General features: G+C 49.8%; 6 protein-coding genes. 1 reads left to right on the top strand and 5 read right to left on the bottom strand.

The genetic code is table 11. The annotated features are described in order from the left end of the window. Nucleotides 1–20: 20 nt before the first annotated feature. The gene (locus tag IEV98_RS18925; RefSeq protein ID WP_188507592.1) at nt 21–8,510 is read right to left on the bottom strand and encodes a non-ribosomal peptide synthetase; all 8,490 of its coding nucleotides are present in this window, start codon (nt 8,508–8,510) and stop codon (nt 21–23) included. A gap of 5 nt (nt 8,511–8,515) precedes the next feature. Beyond that, nucleotides 8,516–15,091: a polyketide synthase gene (locus IEV98_RS18920; protein ID WP_188507591.1), complete on the bottom strand. Its 6,576-nt coding sequence runs from the start codon at nt 15,089–15,091 to the stop codon at nt 8,516–8,518. 267 nt (nt 15,092–15,358) lie between these two features. On the opposite strand from IEV98_RS18920, the gene IEV98_RS18915 reads away from it, so the two are divergent. After that, nucleotides 15,359–16,279 carry a glycosyltransferase family 2 protein gene (locus IEV98_RS18915; protein WP_188507590.1) on the top strand — a complete coding sequence of 307 codons (921 nt, stop codon included), beginning with the start codon at nt 15,359–15,361 and terminating at the stop codon, nt 16,277–16,279. Nucleotides 16,280–16,284: 5 nt separating this feature from the next. On the opposite strand, the gene dapA is transcribed toward IEV98_RS18915, so the two are convergent. The 3 genes from dapA to IEV98_RS18900 are packed head-to-tail and all read right to left on the bottom strand — an operon-like array spanning nt 16,285 to nt 19,983. Continuing rightward, on the bottom strand, nt 16,285–17,169 hold the full coding sequence (gene dapA, locus IEV98_RS18910) for a 4-hydroxy-tetrahydrodipicolinate synthase (RefSeq protein ID WP_188507589.1): 885 nt from the start codon (nt 17,167–17,169) through the stop codon (nt 16,285–16,287). A 31-nt stretch (nt 17,170–17,200) separates the two neighbouring features. After that, nucleotides 17,201–19,228, bottom strand: a complete 2,028-nt coding sequence (gene ligA / locus IEV98_RS18905; protein ID WP_188507588.1) for an NAD-dependent DNA ligase LigA — start codon at nt 19,226–19,228, stop codon at nt 17,201–17,203. A gap of 26 nt (nt 19,229–19,254) precedes the next feature. After that, nucleotides 19,255–19,983, bottom strand: coding sequence for a membrane or secreted protein (locus tag IEV98_RS18900; protein ID WP_188507587.1), 729 nt, complete (start codon nt 19,981–19,983; stop codon nt 19,255–19,257). Between the last annotated feature and the right edge of the window lie 13 nt (nt 19,984–19,996).

Below are 19,996 nucleotides of genomic sequence, written 5' to 3'. Positions count from 1 at the left end.
ATTATCGTGCCTATTAACTTTTATTTCTGAAAAGTTATTTGCTGAGTGCTTGATATCACCTGAGACTTCATAGTTAAGCATCGCTGTAAAACCGAGGCTAAAACCTTGTCATTGGGAGGAAGAATGAACGTTTTATGATCACCGGGCACTTCATGAACATCCACTCCTCGCTTAGCAAATTTTCCCCAACCGAGATAGGTAAGGTCATCGAGGTAATATAACCGCTTTTTCACTCTAAATAAGTCAATTTTCAGATCAATCGGCTCAATTTGATAATTGTCGTATGCCTTTATATACGTCATTAAAATCTCTGGATTGAATGAAAAAGATTCCATACCATCGTAATCTTTACCATGAATTACTTCCTTCAGACGTTCGCCTATAATGAGCCGCTGATAAGCGAACGCTTCCCCCGGACTTTCTTTAAATGTTCTGATCCAAAATGGAATTTTCCTGAATTGCCGGGTTATTTTTTCGGCCAACCTGGCCCAAATTTGCGTTGTACACGGAGGCTGGGTTGCCACGGTATCAAAAATACCCAATAGCGCAACTTCTTTGCCTTTGGCTAACAGTTGCTTTGCCATTTCATAGGCTATCTTTCCACCTAACGAATAGCCCGCGAGTAAGTACGGCCCGGCGGGGTTGTTGTCTATCACTTCTTCAAGATATTTCGCCGCAATCTCTTCAATGGTTTCAAACAACTTACCGTGCCCGTTTAAGCCAAGTGCCTGCAAGGCATAAACGGGTTGGTCACTGTCTATGTATTTTGCCATGGACTGGAAAATCAACACATTCAGCCCACCACCATGCACTAGGTAAATCGGTGGCTTCGATCCTTCTATCTGAATCGGAACCAATGCATCCCAACGGATTTTCTCCTCTCCGGCTTGAACCAGCATGGCCAACTTGGCAACGGTCGCATTTTCGAATAGGGCCGATAGCGGCATCCGTTTTCCGGTTGCTTTCTCGATGGCCAGCATCACCTTCACAGCAATTAATGAATAACCACCTAATTCAAAGAAATTATCGTGAATTCCGACGCGATTGATACCAAGTACATCTGCCCAAATCTGCGCGATCAGTTGCTCCGTCTGATTTGTGGGCGCAACATAGCTGTCCGAATGGTGTTCTGAAAAACTGGTGATTTTCGGAAGCGCATTCCGGGCCACCTTTCCACTATTTGTCACGGGCAGGCTTTCAAGTACAACAAATTCGTATGGTATCATGTATTCGGGAAGCGAAAGTTGTAAAAAGTGCCTCCAAGAAGTACGTTGCTGGTTTATATCCAGCGGTTGCCCGTTCAGTACGACATAGGCAACCAACCGCTCAATCCCGCGGTTATCCGGTTGCGTCGAGACAACCGCTTGCTTGATATCATCGCTCTTGCTCAGTATTGCTTCTATCTCACCAAGCTCTATCCGGTACCCGCGGATTTTTACCTGGCTGTCGTTGCGTCCGAGGTACTCGATGTTTCCATCGGGAAGCCACCGGGCAAGGTCGCCTGTACGGTAAATTCGTATGGCTTCCTGGTCCGGACCTGTCCATGTGATGAATTTCTCAGCGGTAAGCGTGGGTAGGTTCAGGTACCCCTCGGCGAGGCACTTCCCCGCAATGCATAATTCACCGACGGCTCCCGGGGGCACCTGATTCAGCTGTTCATTCAGTATCAGTATCCGGGTATTGTAAATCGGTTTTCCGATGCTGGGAAGATTTGGCCACTGATTGGGATCGCCTACAAGCTCCAGTTCAGTCACCACATGTGCCTCTGTGGGCCCGTATTGATTGTATAGCTTGGCCTGAGGTAGCTTCTCAAATAAGTTAATGATCTGAGGCGTGATTTTGAGCTGTTCGCCTGCGGTCATCACCTCCGTGAGGAACCTCGGGTACCTGCGTGTTTCGTAAGCTTGCTCGGCTAGCGCATTCAGTGCAACGAACGGCAGAAAAATACGGCTTATCTGATTTTGATCCAGGTATTCCAACAAAGAATCGATATCTAGCCGAAGCGTTTCGGGAATCAGGTACAGACAGCCTCCAGTCGTAAGGGTAGCAAAGATTTCCTGAAAAGATACGTCGAAAGTGACCGGAGCAAATTGCAACGTACGTGTTTGTTCATTCGCTGCCGATTGTTCGCGCTGCCAGAGCAGAAGATTTGTTAAGGCCTCATCTCCCAGACAAACTCCTTTGGGTTGGCCTGTTGATCCGGAAGTGTGTAAGATGTATACCGTATGATTACCCGAAACTTCCACTTCAGGAGCTGAGTCCGGCAATGATTTCAGGTTCGGAATCAACTCTTCGGTGTATAGCGATAACACCTCTTCCGGGTATTTGTGTTCGTTGCTCCGGTAGGTCAGCAAACAGTTGATGTTTGCGTTTCCGATGATCGTTGCCAGCCGGTCTTCAGGAAAAGACAAATCCAACGGCACATATGCCGCCCCGGTTTTAAGGATGGCAAGCACGGCCACGATGAGCTCCATGGACCGTTCGAGCGCAATACCCACATGGTCGCCCGGAAGGACGCCTTCTTCAATGAGTAAATGGGCGAGTTGGTTTGCCCGTTTGTCCAGTTGGCTATAGGATAGCGATTGACCTTCGAAAAATAAGGCTGGATGTTCAGGAAACCGTTGAACACTATCCGTAAAAAGTTGCTGGATGGTTGTATCGATCGCCTTTTCGGTATACTCCGCTGTCCAGGCCTGTTTCTTTCTATTCAGTTCCTCTTCATCATAGAAGGGAAGCTCGTCTATCGACAGCGATGGGTTGCTGCTCACAGCTTCCAATAGACGTGCCAGTTTCCGTTGGAACCCCTCAATAGAGGCCGGAGAAAACAGACCCTTGTTATAGACCCACGAAAACAGCAATCCCTCATCGACATCAGAAGCATTCAATACGATTTCGAAGTTGTCGTATAACCGTTCCTGGGTAATGAAACTGTGCGTCAGGTCAGCAAACTGCACAGTGTCAGTTGATTTGGCTTCATAGTTGAATAAAAACGGTATCAGCGGAATGCGTGAAGAATCCCGCACCATATTTAGCCGCTGTACCAAGCTGCCGAAAGTATACTGCTGATGATCGTAGTCGTTAATAATTTCGACCTTCCGTTTCTTTAGGTATTGTTCAAACGTAAGGCCCCCCGACACCTCACTTCGAATCGGCAGGGTATTTACGCAATGCCCGATCAATCCATGGTTTTCGGCAGCTTCCAGTTGTCCGGCAACGGGTAGCCCGAAAACAATATCGGGAGATCCGGTGAGTCTGTAAAGTAAGATTTCCACAAGTGCCATCAGATTAATGGCCGTGCTTCCTCCTGTTTTTTTTGCCATTTGCCGGAAAGATGCTACTGTTGGTGCATCGACTAAAAAAAGTGAGCGGCGACTCTGGTAGGTGCGTACCGCAGGTCTTACCGAATCAACGGGAAGATCTAGCACGGGAATATCATGCTGAAATTTTCTGAGCCAGTAATCCCCTGCTTCCCGGTAGGTATCGCTTTCGTAAAATCGATGTTTCTGGGCGATGTAGTCGGTCAGTTTCGGTGCAGGAGCAAGGGAGGGCTCCTTACCGTTCCGATGAGCACTGTACAGTGCACCCAATTCCTCTGCAATTACGGCTGTAGACCAACCGTCGCAGATGATGTGATGTGCCGAGAGCATTAATCGGTACTCCGTGTCATCCAGTTTGATCAGCGTGGTGCGGAAAAGAGGCCCGTTGATGAAATCGAAAACGAATTCTGTTGTAGCCTGATGAAAATCCGAAAGATATTTTTGTTGATCAAGTTCGGAAAGGGAAGAAATATCTTCACGGATAAACGGAATCATCATTTCAGCGTGTACCCGCATTTCCGAGCCATCTTCATTGAACGTAGTTCTCAGTGCTTCATGCCGTTCCACCAGCTTTTGTACCGCACGGCGGAGTGCGTCTTCGTCAAGCTCTCCCGACAACGCGATAGCAAACGGGATTGTGTAAGCTTTAGTGGCGGCTTGTTCGCCCATCATACAGGCCACCCAGATTTCGCGCTGCGGTTCGATGGTGGGGAGCACCTGTATCACTTCTGCCTCAGGCGTACGGATCAGATCAACGTCAGGCGACTTATTTTCAGCTGAAGGTTCCTCGGGTGCGACGAGTTTGGCGAAATCGCGTAAGACCGAATACTTAAATATACTGGTTAACGGTAAAGAGACACCGATAGCCCGCTCGATAAGGGTCATTACCTCAACGGTGAGCAACGAATGCCCGCCCAGTTCAAAGAAATCGTCGTCTGGGTTCACTTCGTTGATTTTTAATACCTTGGCCCAGATGTCCGCAATCAGTTTTTCATTCGCCGACAACGTTGCCCGGTGGTCTGGCTGTTCGTTAGAAACTTGCTTTTCGGGTTTTGGAAGCGCCTTTCGGTCAATTTTATTGTTTTCCGTTAGCGGAAACCGGTCAAGTACAACCCAGTCATTCGGCAACATATAATCCGGTAATGAATGACGCAGGTCCGATTTCCATTTCGCCAATTGGCCATTGTCGACTGTCGCTTCTGTTTTGCCCGGGATGCGGATAAACTCTCGGATGGAAGCAGGACTGTCGACCGAAGCGGGGGGCGGGGGGAGCAGTTGCTCGGCCGATTCCATAATAAACACAGCTTCGAATAGGCCGTCGGTACCATCCGCCGACCACCGTACGTGTGCTCGGTAACCGTATCGGCTGGCCATGTCCCACAGCACGTCCGGATCCACGCTTTCCTGACTAGCAGTTTGTTCCATGCGTTCCTTCAGCATACCCACGGTATCACTGTCTTGCAATCCCTGCAGGCGGGCCATAATGGTCAGGTCCCGCGCGGTACGAAGGTTTGGAATGCCTTGGATAGCCAGGGTATCGCCCCGATGCCGGCTCAGAAGCTGTTTGGTATGTTCAATGGACTGCCATGTTTCGCGGCGAACACCCGCTGCTTGCTCTTGGTTGCCATTGATGTAGAGCCATACATCATAGTGGTACTTGGTGATTTCGTTGATGAATTTTCCGCGGCGCAATTGCACATCTATCCCCGTGATCTGAGGTACCAGTTCCGGAAGACGGTAGAAGAATGCCGGATCTATGGTCAGTTCATCCTCCAGTCGCAACCGGTTGGCGATGATTTTCCTGAAGTCGGCAATTGTTGCCGTATCTTTTGTCCGGTGTAACTGATCAGCCGTATGGTGAATGGGCAGGGTGTTCTTGCCCTGGATATCGCCAAGGAATATACACCCCCGGTCCATGTGGTCGGCAGCCCCGCTGATTACCTTTACCAGGTAATCCATATCAGGAAAATACTGAGCCACACTGTGCACAAGCACAAGGTCGGGTTTCAGTCCATTGAGGCAGCTGAAATCATCTGCTGGGGCTACATGGGCCCGAACATGACCTAAGGTGCCGGGCGAGGCGTCGATTTTCTCCTGCAGTTTCTGGATGGCCGATTCGGCGTAATCCGTAGCGATATACTGTTCGGCTCCGGCAACCAACTCAAACATGACCTGGCCCGCTCCGCTTCCGACCTCAAAAATCCGTCTGGGTGCCAATCGCTTGATACGGTCTATCGAACTGCTCAGCCATTCCGCCGTTTGTTCTTTCAGGTCATCGGCTTGATTGCCCAGTTGCTCTACGATGGCTACGTCGAGATTCTGCTCGGAAAGATCCAGACCGGCTTCCGAGCTGATTCCCTGATGGTAAATGTTATCCCATTTATCCTTCCACGTTACGGATTGTTCAGTTGGCTCACTGACCGCTTCGGGGATCACATAAGCCACTAGGCGCTGATCACCCGGCGTATCTTCCCGGGCGACAACCACCGCTTCCTTAACGCCGGGCTGTTTGGACAGCTGGTGTTCTATTTCGCCCAGTTCAATCCGATATCCCCTGATTTTGACCTGATGGTCCATCCGGCCGAGGCAGATGATTTCACCGTTTTCGGCAACCTTGCAAAGGTCGCCGGTAGCGTACATCCGTTTTGAGGAATCCGACAGATCCGGTACAAAGCGTTCCCGGGTAAGGTCAGGCCGGCCATGATACCCCCTGGCAACCCCCTCGCCACCGATAAACAGCTGTCCTGTCTCGCCGTGCGCAACGGGGTTCAATTGTTCGTCGAGGATATATACCGAGGTGTTTGCGATAGGAGTGCCTACCGTAATGGTATTCAGTTCGTGGGTGCGAAGCTGTTTTATGGTCGACCAGATCGTGGTTTCGGTGGGTCCGTACATATTCCATACCTCGCCGCCGAGCTGCATCAACCGCTCGGCAAGGTCTTTCGGTAACGATTCACCTCCGCACAGCACTTTAATCGATTTCTTCGTATCCCATCCCGCGTGAATCAGCATACGCCAAGTTGCAGGAGTGGCCTGCATAACCGTCACCTGTTCGGTATCCATGAGCGTCAGCAGTTTCCGTGCGTCTCTTGCCGATTCTTTATCGGCGAGGATCAGTTCCGCACCCGTGATCAGCGGCAGGTACAGCTCCAGTCCGGCGATGTCGAACGATATCGTGGTAACCGCCAGTAAACGATCTTCCGGCGTCATTCCGGGTTTCTGCTGCATGCTTAGCAGGAAGTTGGTGAGGCTGTGGTGTTCAATTTCCACACCTTTGGGCCTGCCGGTAGAGCCGGATGTATAAAGTATGTAGGCCAGATCATCACCGTTGGTATGGTTTTCCGGTGCATGGAGCGGCAGGTGCGAGCTTTCGCGCTCAAGTGATTCAAGCGGAATTTTCTGCGCTTGGGTTGTGAATGAGCCAATATATTTCTGGTTGGAAATAAGTAGTTTGGCACCGGAATCATCCAGCATATAGGTGATCCGTTCAATGGGATATTCCGGATCCAGGGGTAGGTACGTCGCTCCAGACTTGGCGATGCCAAGCAGGGCAACCAGAAGCGCCGCGGATCGGTCTACAGCGATTCCGACGATGTCACCCTGGGTGATTCCCTGCCGCCGCAGGTAATGCGCAAACTGATTGGAACGCTCGTCCAGCTCCGTGTAGGACAGGCGCTGCGATCCGAATCGAACAGCGGATTTTCCCGGTGTACGTTGTGCGGCCTCGCTGATCAGTTTAAAAAATGGCGTCTCTCTTGGATAAATCTGTTTGAAAGGTACTGCTGAAGACGGCATTTCAACCGCATGCTGCGTATGCGTAATTTTCAGCTTCCCGATCGGTGTGGATGGAATCTGAATGACGGCGCTTAACAGGCTTTCAAAATCATTCATCATCTTTTTGATGGTTTCCGCATCAAAGAGGTGAGTGTTATAGGACCATTCCAGCACAAATTTATCGCGGGATCCGGTCACGTTCAGAAAAATCTCAAAATTCTCAAACGCCCGCGGATTGGAAATCAATGTATGCTTTATATCGGGAAAGGACACATTGCCATCCATCCCCATATCGATGTTGAAAACAATCGGAACCAAAGGAACACGAGAGCTGTCCCGTTTTATTTTCAATGATTTGAGCAGGGTTCCGAATGTGAATAACTGATGATCATAATCATCCAGCAATTGGGTTTTTCTGCGCTTCAGATGTTCGATAAATGGCATTGAAGAAACGATCGAACTCCGGATGGGGAGAAGATTTACGCAATGCCCCACCAGGTTGAAATGACCGGTGGCGGCTTGTCCGGCCGTGGGCAAACCCACGACGACGTCGGATTGTCCTGTCAACCGGCTTAAATACACTTCGAAGGAAATCAGCAGCGTATTTACGAGACTGAGGCCATTGCTTGCACCCAGTTGTTTGATACCCTGCACGAGCGCGGCGTCCAAGACAAAATCATCCCTACGGCTTTTGTAGGTACGTTCCTCCGGCCGGAGCCGGTCCGTCGGCAGGGTAAGGGGTTCAGGTATCTCCTGAAATTTATCGAGCCAGTAGCGAAGGGTTTGTTGATAACCTTCACTTTTTGCATAGGTCTCCATTTCCCGGTTGTAATGCGACATGGGAACGACCTTCGGAAGTGCTGCCTGCCGTCCGGCCAACGCTGATCGATAGAGTTCGGATAGTTCTTCCAATATAATGCCGAATGACCACCCGTCACAGATGATATGGTGGGCTGTCAATCGCAGCAAATGTACATCTTCCGCCAACTTGAATAAAAACACCCTGAAAAGCGGACCGTCTGCCAGGTCAAAAGGTTCCGCTGCGTCCCGTCCGTTGAATTCGTTCAGAATTTGCTTCTGGGCCGGGTCTGTTTGGGCCGTGATGTCTTCGTAGCGAAATTCCGTCAGGCTATGCGCCGTCACGTGGATTTCCCTGCCGTCTGCGCTAAATGTATAGCGTAGCGCTTCGTGGCGTTGGATAACCTCATCCAATGCCTCGTACAGGATCGACGAGTCCAATGTGCCTTCCAGCTTCAGGGATATGGATTCATTATACGAGCAGCTGGCATCGCGACCTCCGATGGCACATGATAACCAGATTTCCAGTTGTGTTTCCGCAGTAGGAACAATTCGTTCAATCTCACCGATGTAAAATGGATCGTGGTCAATCGGTGTTAGGTTGTAAAAATCTGTATTCATGTTGGTTAAGATGTAACTACTTGCAAAAATTTTCCCGGGTTTTTCTCGTCTTGTACAAACCAAGCTGCATTCCCGTTTGCATCTCTTCCCAGACGGGCGTAGGGGACGGGGGGAAGGGAATCCGCATTGTCCTCCAGGTCCGTAGGAATGAAGCCTGCCTTCACCAGCTCATGTACACTACCTTCAAATACGTGCAGAATCTGCCTGATATCTTCGTCTGTATGCGCAGTGGTCAGGAAACACGGAAATCCATCCAATATGTGGATGCCTCTCAGCCGCATTGCAGCAAAAAGCAATTCGCTATAGGCAAATTCTTGATGGTATTTCACTTTCCATAACGAACCATATTGTGCAATATACATGGGGGTCCGGTATTTTTGGCAGATTTTATTCAATTCGTCGGCAAGTGACTTCGTGCGTTTTGTAAGATTTTCCTGCAACTCGGGGCCCTGAGCTTTCAGGTATTCCAACGCCGCTTTGGTGGCTGCCAATGCCAATGGGTGCCGGACAAACGTACCTGCAAAATACGTAACACCTATTTCCGGCACTGAGTCATTCCCATATTCCCAATGTCCGCCATCCAATGCATCCATGAAAGCCCGTTGACCGGCAATGACTCCGATGGATATACCGGATCCCACAACCTTTCCATAGGTGGCCAGGTCTGCCTCGATGCCCCAAAGATGCTGCATCCCGTGAAGATGCATGCGGAAGCCGGTGATTACCTCGTCAAAAATAAGTGCGGTGCCCGATTCGGCAGTGATTTTGCGTAGTTCCCTTACAAATTCGACAGGCTGAAACTCCGGTCGCCGGCTTTGCACGGGTTCTACCAGCACTGCAGCCAGTTCGGTAGCCCGTTCCCTGATGATCTGCAGCGACTCAGGGGTGCCGTAGTCAAGGATTAACATGTTCTGTACCGCCTCCGGCATAATTCCCGGCGCAGCGGGAAAGGTCTTCAGCTTCTTTGTGCCCCGCACAATTACTTCGTCTACAATGCCGTGGTAGGAATTGGAAAAGGCCACGATCGTGGAACGACCCGTTACCGTCCGGGCGATTCGCATCGCGCCCAGAACCGCTTCTGAACCGGTATTGCAAAGTGCGGCACGCTCCATCCGTGTTAGTTCGCAAATAAGTTTACACACCTCGCCCGCCTTTTCATGTTGTGGCCCGATTTCATAGCCTTCGTCTATCTGCCGGTGCAGGGCCTCCGTAATTGCTTCGGGCTGATAACCGAGCATATTGGATCCGAAACCATTTAGCGCATCGATGTATTCATTTCCGTCGATGTCCCAAAGCCTGCATCCTTTCGACCGATTGGTCACAATGGAATAGGTCATTTCTTTGGTTGACGGTTTAAAACCTGATACGACCCGGGGATCGGCCATATACGAACGGTGTTCCTGCGTGTAGACCTTGCTTTTAGCCGTTTTTTCGACATACCGCTTCATGAAATCGTTCAGATAGCGTGATTGGTTTTCGTCTAGAGAAGCGCCCTGCCTTTCGATGCGTGCCGTTGCGCCAAATGGCTTTTTCAGTTCAGCCACCTCTTCCGGTGCTAAAGGGGCTTCGGTGGGTGAAACTGAATTTGCGTTAGGCAACGTGGGTTGAGCCGCAGGCTGTGAAATCGGCTGAACCGCAGTAACCGGGACGGCTGAACCCTGCAATAACGCAATTTGTTGGGATATTAAGCTGATCTGTTGAGATATCAGGGCAATCGTGTCGTATTGCGGTATACCCGTAACTTGTTGGGATACCTGAGGAAATGCGGGCGTGACGGCGTTGAACACAGGCTGAACCGAGGGGGTTGCTTCTTTAGCTGGCTGGGACGGTTGGAAAGCCGATGGCGGCAATTGGCTATCCAGATAGTCGCCAAGCCGATCGAGGTTGTAATACTCCTCATTCAGCATACGGAACGTGACCGTTACGTCAAATGCACGGGACAGGCTTTGGGCTACTTGGGTAAGCAGCAACGAATCAAAACCGATTTCAATAAAGCTCGACTGCAAAGGAGCGTCGGAAATATCGATACCTGAAGCATCTTCCAAAAGTTCCTTTATCTTACTGATTAATAGATCTTTTCTCATAGTACTGTGTACGGGTTGTTTATAATTGTTTTCGATAAGTTTCGGTGTCTCTTTGGGACCTATCCAATACATTTTCCGATCGTAGGCGTAGGTCGGAACGTCCTGGATAATCCGGAGGTCATGACCGTAGTATACATTTTCCCATCGGGGTTCGAAACCCCTTAGCCATAAATTCCCCAGTGCCTGAAACAGGATGCTGTGTTCGTCTTCCTTTGCAGGATAAAGGGATGCAAACGCATTGGCTCCGAATTCAGGACCATGCTGCTTAACCAGGGTGGAAGTGACCTGTCCGGGACCTGCTTCCAGATAAACCGGCGACAGTTCCTGTTGAAGAAACATAACAGCTTCCGAAAAACGCACGGTAGCAACTAAATGGTTCGCCCAATAAACAGGGTCGGTAGCCTCTTCAGCGCTCAACCAACGTCCTGTTACGGTGGAGACAATGGGTATTTCCGGGGCATGGAGGGCTATTTTGCTTATCTCGGCTTGAAAAGCTTCCCTGATGGAAAGCATCATGGAAGAATGGAATGCATGGCTCGTGTGTAAGAGCTTGCAGGCAATTCCGCTCGCTTCAAGTGTTGCAGCGAATCGCTCTATTTCTTCATGAGGACCGGCAACTACACTGAGTCTCGGAGCATTGATCGCCGCGATGGATAGTCCTTCGGATAATAGCGGAGTCACTTGTTCGGCCGCGGCGCGTATAGACAGCATACCGCCGGGAGAAACGTCCTGGCAAAGGCGGCCGCGTACGGCGATTAATCGCAGTGCGTCTTCCAGTGAAAAAATACCTGCGAGATGAGCTGCTACGAATTCCCCGACGCTGTGGCCTACGAAAGCGTCGGGTTTCACACCCCAGCTTATAAAGAGGCTGGCCAATGCATAGGAGGTGACAAATAAAGCTGGTTGCGTATAATAGGTGTTTCGAAGAAGATCACTTTCATCATCAGCAGTAAATAGAACCGTGCGGATATCCTCGTCCATTTCCTTCCGTAAAATTTCCGCACAGTGATCAACAGCGGCTCGGTACACAGGTTCTTTGTCGTAAAGATCCCGGCCCATCGTTGGATACTGTGCACCCTGTCCGGGAAATAGGAAAGCCAGCGTACCGGCTTTTTCAAGGAGCGTATAGTCCTGCCACTGCTGCGCAGCTAATTTGTCTGCAAGTTCCTGCTGGTCGTTTGCCACTACGAAACAGCGGTGATTAAGCTGCTCGCGCGTGGTGTGCAGCGTATAGGACAGCGAAGGGAGGGATAAATCTAGCCCTGCTGTCAAAAAAGCTCCCAACCGCTCCGCATAACGTTGCGCGGATGCGGTTGTTTTGGCCGACCACGTAATTAACGCGGGGCCGTTGGGTGCCGTGGATTCCCCTTTTTCTTTCTCGGCACTGGTATGGGTTTCGAGTACGATATGCGCGTTTGTTCCTCCTACACCGAATGAACTGACTCCCATGCGGAACCGCTGTCCCGGCTCCAGGTCAAAAGCGGTGTCGTTGACCAAAAAGGGAGTATCGGGAAAATCGATGTTCGGATTCGGTTTGCTGTAGTGGATGGTTGGCGGAATGATACCATGGTGGAGTGCCAGCGCGGCTTTGATGACTCCGGCCACTCCAGCGGCATGGGTAAGGTGTCCGATATTACTTTTTATCGACCCGATTCGGCAGTATTGGCGTGACTCCACATTCCCGAAAGCCAGTTTCAATCCCTCGATTTCAATAGGATCCCCGAGTGGCGTTGCCGTTCCGTGTGCCTCAATGTAGCCGATGGTTTCCGGCGAAAAATCTGCGTCATTCAAGGCCATCCGGATGGCTTGTGCTTGACCGGTGGCAGATGGCGCCATAAAACTCCCTTTGCCTCCACCGTCATTGCTCAGCCCGACACCGCGTATAACGGCGTAAATGGTGTCGCCGTCCCGTTGCGCATCGTCCAGATCCTTGAGCAGTACAACACCTGCCCCGTCGCTGAACACGGTCCCGGTCGCTTCCGCATCAAATGTGCGCGTATGCCCGTCGGCACTGAACATCGCGCCATCTTCATACCGGTGTCCGCTTTTGACCGGTACCGTAATCGATACGCCGCCGGCAACAGCCATGTCGCATTGCCCATTCCGGATCGATTCCACAGCCTGCGAGATGGCAACCAGCGATGTACTGCACGCCGTATTAAGGCTTACGGCAGGCCCCGTGAGGTCCAGTTGATATGCGGTTCTGGTGGCAATGTAATCTTTTTCATTCGCCAGCATAACCTGGAAGGCACCGACTTTTGCAATCTCTTCCGGATGTTGCTGAAGGTTGTTCTGGAAATACGTGTTATTGCCGGTGCCTGCAAAAACACCGATGGAATGTTGGTTTCTTGAAGCTAGATAACCGGAGGATTCCAATACATCGCGGCATATTTCAAGAAAAACCCGTTGCTGGGGATCCATAAGTTTTGCCATTGTGGGCGTGATGCCGAACAGGGCGGCGTCAAATTCATCCACCTGATCAATGATACCGCGGACTTTAACGTAATTGGGATCGCTTTTTAAATCCTCAGGAATACCGTTATCCAGCTCTTCGTCTGAGAATACTGATACCGATTCCTCTCCCGAAAGCAGGATATCCCATAGCTCGGCTACCGAACCGGCCCCGGGAAATCGACCTGCCATGCCGATGATCGCAACAGCGCGGCTGCCACGACGGTCCCGCTTTTTATGTGCCGTTGGCTGTTCCGGTTGTAGCGCCCCCGCGTTATCAATGGCCAGCGCCAACCCGGCGGCAGTGGGGTATTGATATATCTGCGTTACGCCCACTTCCAGGCCATACCGTTGCCGCAATTGTGCAATGGTTTGCTGAGCGAGCAGGGAATTTCCGCCCAGCTCAAAAAAATTGTCATCGGCACCGATCTGCTTGATCAGCAGCAGTTCCGACCACAGCTCAACAATTTTATGTTCATTTCCAGCTTTCGGCCTCCGGTAAAGTACACCGATATTCGGCCTTGTGAGTTCCGGAATAGGCAAAGAATGGCGGTCTACTTTGCCGCTCGTTGTCTTTGGGAATTGATCCAGCCATACGAACGCTGAGGGGATCATATAATCCGGCAAATGCTGGGTTAGGTGTTCGCGGATTTGAGAGACATCGTGTTGCTGGCCGTCTTCGGCAATGAGGTAAGCCACCAGTCGTTTGGTACTTCCAATGTCTTCGCGTGCAGCAACCACACTTTGGGCAATATAAGGCAGAATAGCCAAGCAGACTTCGATTTCACCTAATTCTACGCGATTACCTCTGATTTTGACCTGATGGTCTGCTCGGCCGTGAAATTCGATTTCACCATTCCCCAATACCCGTCCGAGGTCGCCGGTACGGTACAGGCGGTGAGACGTTCCATTGCCGTCTACCCAATGGAAGTAGCGTTCGCGCGTGAGCTCGTCGCGATTCAGGTAACCCTTTGATACATTCACTCCTCCAATGTATATTTCTCCAACATCCCCTGGGGTAACCTCGTTCATTTCGCTGTCCAGCAGGAAGATATCTGCGTTTTCTATCGGCATTCCGATAGTGGGAATATCAGGCCATAACGAAGCGTCGCCGGATAAACGTAAGTCTGTTACCCAGATGCTCGTTTCGGTAGGCCCGTATACATTGACAAGGGTGCAGTCCGGCTTGTGAATGAAAAAATTACGGATGGCGGGTGTGATTTTCAATAGCTCACCTCCCGTTGTGATTTCCACTAATGACCTGGGGTAGTAATCCGTGTTACGTGCTGTTTCGGTAAGATATTGCAATACGACGTAAGGAATGAATATGCGGTTGATCTCCTGTTCTCCGATATAACGCAGCAACCGCGCGGCGTCAAGCCGTACCGCCTCGTCAATAATATGTAACGTGCCCCCTGAGGTAAGGCTTACAAAGATCTCCTGAAACGATGCGTCGAAACTCAGGTGAGAAAAGAGAAGATTATGGCTGCCTTTTGCGGCTTTGCTGTTCTGAAGTTGGTGACAGATCAGGTTCAGCATACCCGCATGCGTGAGGCAGACGCCCTTCGGAACTCCGGTTGAACCCGATGTATACAGCAGTGCAACCAGCTCGCCTGGACCCGGCAAGGTAAGATGGGCAGCAGGTCCGTCGGGATCGGCAGTTGAAACGGTCAATGTCTTTAAACCGAATTGTGCGAAAAATTCTGATTCAGAATTATCACACACGACGTATTTGATGCCTGAATCTTCTACCATCTGTGCAATGCGTTCGGTTGGATATTCGCGGTCTAAGGGAAGATAAGCTTTGCCAGATTGGATAATGGCAACCATACCTATGATGGTATCAGGGCTTTTGGACGCACTTAGTCCGACAAACGGACAGGAATCATCGACAGAAAGGATGCGCGTCGTCAGGCGGCTTGCTGCAACGGCAAGTTCCTGATAAGAAATCGCTTCCTTACCACAACGCAAAGCAATACCGTCCGGTGTTTCAGCGGCCTGTTGATGGATGCGTTCGATAATCGATAAATGTAAGCCTTTTTTCATGCCTTACGGATAATGCGTTAATTTATAACCTGTTTGGATGCTTGTGACTTAAATTAGGTCTTGCCACAAAATCTTTCCATGTTTTTCAATTCAAGCTCAAAAATAAAACAGTATTCTTAAAAAATAGCCTGTGCACCTGTTGAAAATATTGTTTTGTAGTGTATATGCTACATCTTCGTGCAATTATGCTGTAATACGTTAATTTAGCGGGACTTGTTGCTTAAAAAACAGTTAGTTTTGCGCCGTTTCTATCATTAGTTGTTCAGTATGCGTATTACATCGATTATTACGGTAAATTATCGCCAAGCATCACTTACCGCTGATTTCCTGCGCTCTCTTATGCATTATGTCGGAGAAGAGCGCGTAGAAGTTATCGTGGTAGATAACGGTGCCATGGAAGACAATGGAGCGTTTTTCCGGAAAGTTTTTCCGTCAGTCGTGTATCTTCGCTCAGAAAAGAACCTCGGCTTCGCAGGCGGTAACAACTTAGGTGTCCGGCATGCTAAGGGAGAATATCTGCTCTTTCTGAACAACGACACCGAAATCACCGGCGGTTTCATTCAGACTTTATGCGACGAACTGGACCGCAATCCAGATATGGGGCTCCTTTCGCCACTTATTCTATATTATGAAAATAAAAGAAAGGTGCAATATGCAGGCTATACACCGATGAACTACCTCACAGGTCGAAACCGTGGTATTGGCGCCATGGACGATGATGACGGTCAATATGACGGTATCACGACTGAAACCGGTTATTGCCACGGTGCGGCGATGATGTGTCGGCGTTCGGAACTTGCGAAAGTAGGGCTAATGGAAGAACATTTTTTTCTGTATTATGAGGAGCTCGACTGGAGCGAAAAGTTCAGGCGGGCAGGCTTGAAGATCGGCTTCACTGGGAAAGCCAAAATTTACCATAAGGAATCGATGAGCGTGGGAAAGGAAAGCCCATTAAAAACGTATTTTATGGTGCGAAATCGATGGCTGTTCATCCGACGGAATGCGATATGGCCGATTGCAATGGCTTTCAGTTGCTACTATCTGCTGGTTGCCATGCCGGTCTTGATGGTCCGACACCTGGCCAAAGGCAGGTTTGATCTAATGGGAGCCACATGGCGTGGAGTCAAATGGAATATCGGCCACTCCACTACCAGCCGAGATCTGGGCATTAAACTGCGTGATGTTTGATGCCGCTAGGCAAGCGTAACCAATTCCAGTTCCTCCTGTACGAATTTTTCAAGTTGTGAACTTGCCTCAACCAAGGGCAGCCTCACCGCCGAACCACAAATTCCCAGCTGATGAAGGATAGCTTTGACACCAGCGGGATTACCTTCAGTAAAACAGAGCTCAGTAATACGTATCAGTCTGCTGTGTATTTTGCGTGCTTCCAGATAATTGCTTTCGCGACACAACTTTGCAAGCAAGGCCACTTCGGCCGGAAATGCATTGCCAACTACAGAGATGATGCCTGCAGCTCCCAATGCCATCATAGGCAGCGTAGCGGGATCATCGCCAGATATGAGTAGAAAGTTGTCTGGCTTGTCGCGCATGATTTTACTGAACTGTTCGAAACTACCGGACGCTTCTTTTGTAGCCACAATATTGCCGATCTCTTTCGCCAGCCGCACCGTCGTTTCGGGGCTTACATTGCTGCCGGTACGTCCCGGAACATTATATAGAATCAAGGGTAGGGGGGATACTGCAGCCACCGCTTTGTAATGTTGGTAGATACCCTCTTGCGTAGGCTTATTATAATACGGACTTACGGATAGAACGGCACAATATCCTTCCGGATCAAAAACCTTAAGCTGATGAATCACTTCCAACGTATTGTTGCCACCGATGCCAGCTACCAACGGTATACGGCCAGCGACTTTATTGGTGGTAAATTTCCATACAGCCTTTCGTTCAGCTTCGGTAAGGGTCGCTACTTCGCCCGTTGTACCCAATGATACGAGATAATCCATGCCGCCCTTGATCTGGTGTTCAATAACCCGCTCCAAACCTTCGAAGTCAATGCTGCCATCCGAATAAAATGGGGTGATCAACGCAACCCCTGCGCCGTAAAGTTCGTTCATAACGGGCCAAAATTAAACTAAAAAAATGATTTTATCGACGGTAAGTAATCATTTGAAGAAATTCCGCCTCGGAGATAATCGGTATCCCCAATTTCTCGGCCTTTGCCAGCTTCGAAGGTCCCATCTTGTCGCCGGCCACCAAGTAATCGAGCTTCCCGGAGATACTGCCCAACAACTTACCGCCGTGGCTTTCGATAAGTGCAGTCAGTTCCTCCCGGCTAAACTGTTCGAATACGCCGGAAATGACAAAACTCTTACCTAATAAGGCATCACCTAGCCGTTCGATTTCCTTTTCTTCAACAACCAATTGGAGACCGTGTTTCCGCAGTCGCGCAATCTGTTCCCGGTGCAATGCGTTGGCAAAATATTCGGTCACACTTTCGGCGATGCGCTCACCGATTTCGTAAACCGATTGGATTTCCTCCTTGGATGCAGCCATCAAGGCATCGATGGTTTTAAAATGGTTAGCCAGTTTTTTTGCCACAGTTTCGCCCACATATCGGATACCGAGGGCGAACAGCAATTTTTCAAATGGTTTTTCCTTGGATTTTTCGATGCCAGCGATCATGTTGTCGATAGACTTCTGTCCGAATCGCTCCAACTGAATGAGTTCGTCCTGTTTATCTTTGAGGACATAGATATCCGTAATGTTGTGGAGCAAGCCCAGTCTGAAGAAAGTCTCGATGGTTTCGTCGCCCATACCTTCGATGTCCAGCGCCTTTCGTCCGATGAAATGCTGCATGCGGCCTACGATTTGCGGCGGACAGCCGTCTTCATTGGGACAATAATGAACAGCTTCGCCATCCTTGCGTACCAAAGGGGTCCCACATACCGGACAAAGAAGGGGATACAGGATCGGCTGAGCGCCAGGCTGGCGTTTCAAAAGATTCACACCCATGACCTTGGGAATGATTTCGCCGCCTTTTTCCACAAATACGGTATCGCCTTCCCGCAGATCCAGCCGCTCAATTTCGTTGGCATTGTGCAAACTGGCCCGTTTTACCGTCGTGCCTGCTAGCAAAACGGGCTTCAGGTTGGCCACCGGGGTCACTGCGCCGGTACGCCCCACTTGGTAACTGACCGACTGGAATAGGGTTTCTACCTGCTCGGCTTTGTATTTATAGGAAATCGCCCAACGGGGTGACTTGGCCGTAAAGCCTAACTCTTCCTGCTGACCGTAGTCGTTTACTTTAATGACAATGCCGTCTATGTCGTAAGTCAGGTCGTGACGTGCCTCTTCCCATTTCGCAATAAAGGCAAACACTTCTTCGATAGAAGTACAAAGCGCAGTATGCTCGGATACATGGAATCCCCAGGATTTGACTGCTTGGAGGCTATCCCAATGATTATTGAACAACCTGTTGCGATTGTCGCTATATAAAAAATATAGAAAACAGTCCAATGGGCGACGGGCCACCTCGGCCGAATTTTGCAGTTTAATCGTACCGGCGGCAAAGTTACGGGGATTCGCGTACGCCAACTCACCGTTCTCGATCCGTTCGTTGTTCAGCCGCTGAAAAGCCGCGCGATGCATGAGAATTTCACCCCGTATTTCAAACAGATGAGGATAACCGTTGGTTCTTAATTTGATGGGGATTTTCTTAATGGTGCGTACGTTGGTCGTGACTTCATCGCCCTGGATACCATCTCCTCTGGTAACGGCTCGTTTTAATAAACCCTGCTCGTACGTAAGACTGATGGATAACCCATCAAATTTCAACTCGCAAACATATTCAAAGTCGTCACCAATCGCCTTGCGCACACGTTCATCGAAATCGCGCAATTCCTGCTCGCTATACGTGTTGCTAAGCGAAAGCATCGGCCAGCGATGACGCACGGTGTTGAACCGCTGGGTGATGTCACCACCAACCTTTTGCGTCGGGGAATCCGCGTCCAGGAGTTGTGGAAACAGCCGCTCCAGTTTTTCCAATTCCTTGAGCTTCTGGTCGAAGTCGTAATCGGAAATCGTTGGACTAGCCAATACATAGTATTGGTAACTGTATTCGTTGAGCTCACGTGTAAGCTCTTCGACCCGGATGGCTGCTTCTGCTGGTGACATAGCAGCGAAAATACGAATTTATAAGGTTACTCTTCCAGCTTATCCCAGATTTCATAAATGGGATTGCCGGTAGAGCTAAGTCCTGAATGGTGCCATGAGCCATTTTCGATTTTGCCATCGAATGATAAGGACGCACCTACACGATCGTTATCACGCGAGAAAAATTCGATATTTTCTGTGTATTTGCCATTTTTAAAGGTATAGACGCCGCCTCCCGTACCCGAAAACTCTCCGGTTTTGATATTGATGGCTACCCATTGGAAGCGTGTGCCACTTAGTATTTTCAATGTTCTTCGGTCGCGTAGGGGCATGTTGCTGATACCATCATCTTGTTTCCTGCCGGTGATACGCCACACGCCAGCCATAGGTCCTTCATTGGCATCTATCCGATGCCATTTGGTATCGGTGCCCGAGAGGTTTGTAGCCAGCGTTTCGTCGGTTTTATAGTCGAACGTGCTGGACTGGCCAACCCATGCTTCGATAGGTGTATTGCTCGCAGCTTTTTCCGTGTCATATTGCCAAGTAACGACAAGTTTGCCGTTTTCAGCAGTGTAGGTGCCGCCCCTCGTCGCAATGAATTTCTTGTTTTTGACATCATAGGTGCTGTGCGATAGATAGCCGTCTACAAATACAGCGGTCTGTTCAATATCACCTTGTTGGGTGTGCCAGGCCCCGGCCAATACATCGGATTGATAAGCTTGGGTATTCAAACCTGTTAGGCAGATGAGGAGCAAGGAAAGGACTGTATATTTCATGGTTCACTATAGT

The organism is Parapedobacter pyrenivorans (assembly GCF_014636865.1).
Lineage (GTDB): Bacteria > Bacteroidota > Bacteroidia > Sphingobacteriales > Sphingobacteriaceae > Parapedobacter > Parapedobacter pyrenivorans.
The sequence above is the reverse complement of the archived record's forward strand: the minus strand, read 5'-3'. Positions and strand labels throughout refer to the sequence as shown.

Excerpts from the sequence above, each read along its gene's own strand:
- IEV98_RS18925 (WP_188507592.1), bottom strand. The coding sequence starts at position 8,510 with ATGAATACAGATTTTTACAACCTAACACCGATTGACCACGATCCATTT.
- IEV98_RS18920 (WP_188507591.1), bottom strand. The coding sequence starts at position 15,091 with ATGAAAAAAGGCTTACATTTATCGATTATCGAACGCATCCATCAACAG.
- IEV98_RS18915 (WP_188507590.1), top strand. The coding sequence starts at position 15,359 with ATGCGTATTACATCGATTATTACGGTAAATTATCGCCAAGCATCACTT.
- dapA (WP_188507589.1), bottom strand. The coding sequence starts at position 17,169 with ATGAACGAACTTTACGGCGCAGGGGTTGCGTTGATCACCCCATTTTAT.
- ligA (WP_188507588.1), bottom strand. The coding sequence starts at position 19,228 with ATGTCACCAGCAGAAGCAGCCATCCGGGTCGAAGAGCTTACACGTGAG.
- IEV98_RS18900 (WP_188507587.1), bottom strand. The coding sequence starts at position 19,983 with ATGAAATATACAGTCCTTTCCTTGCTCCTCATCTGCCTAACAGGTTTG.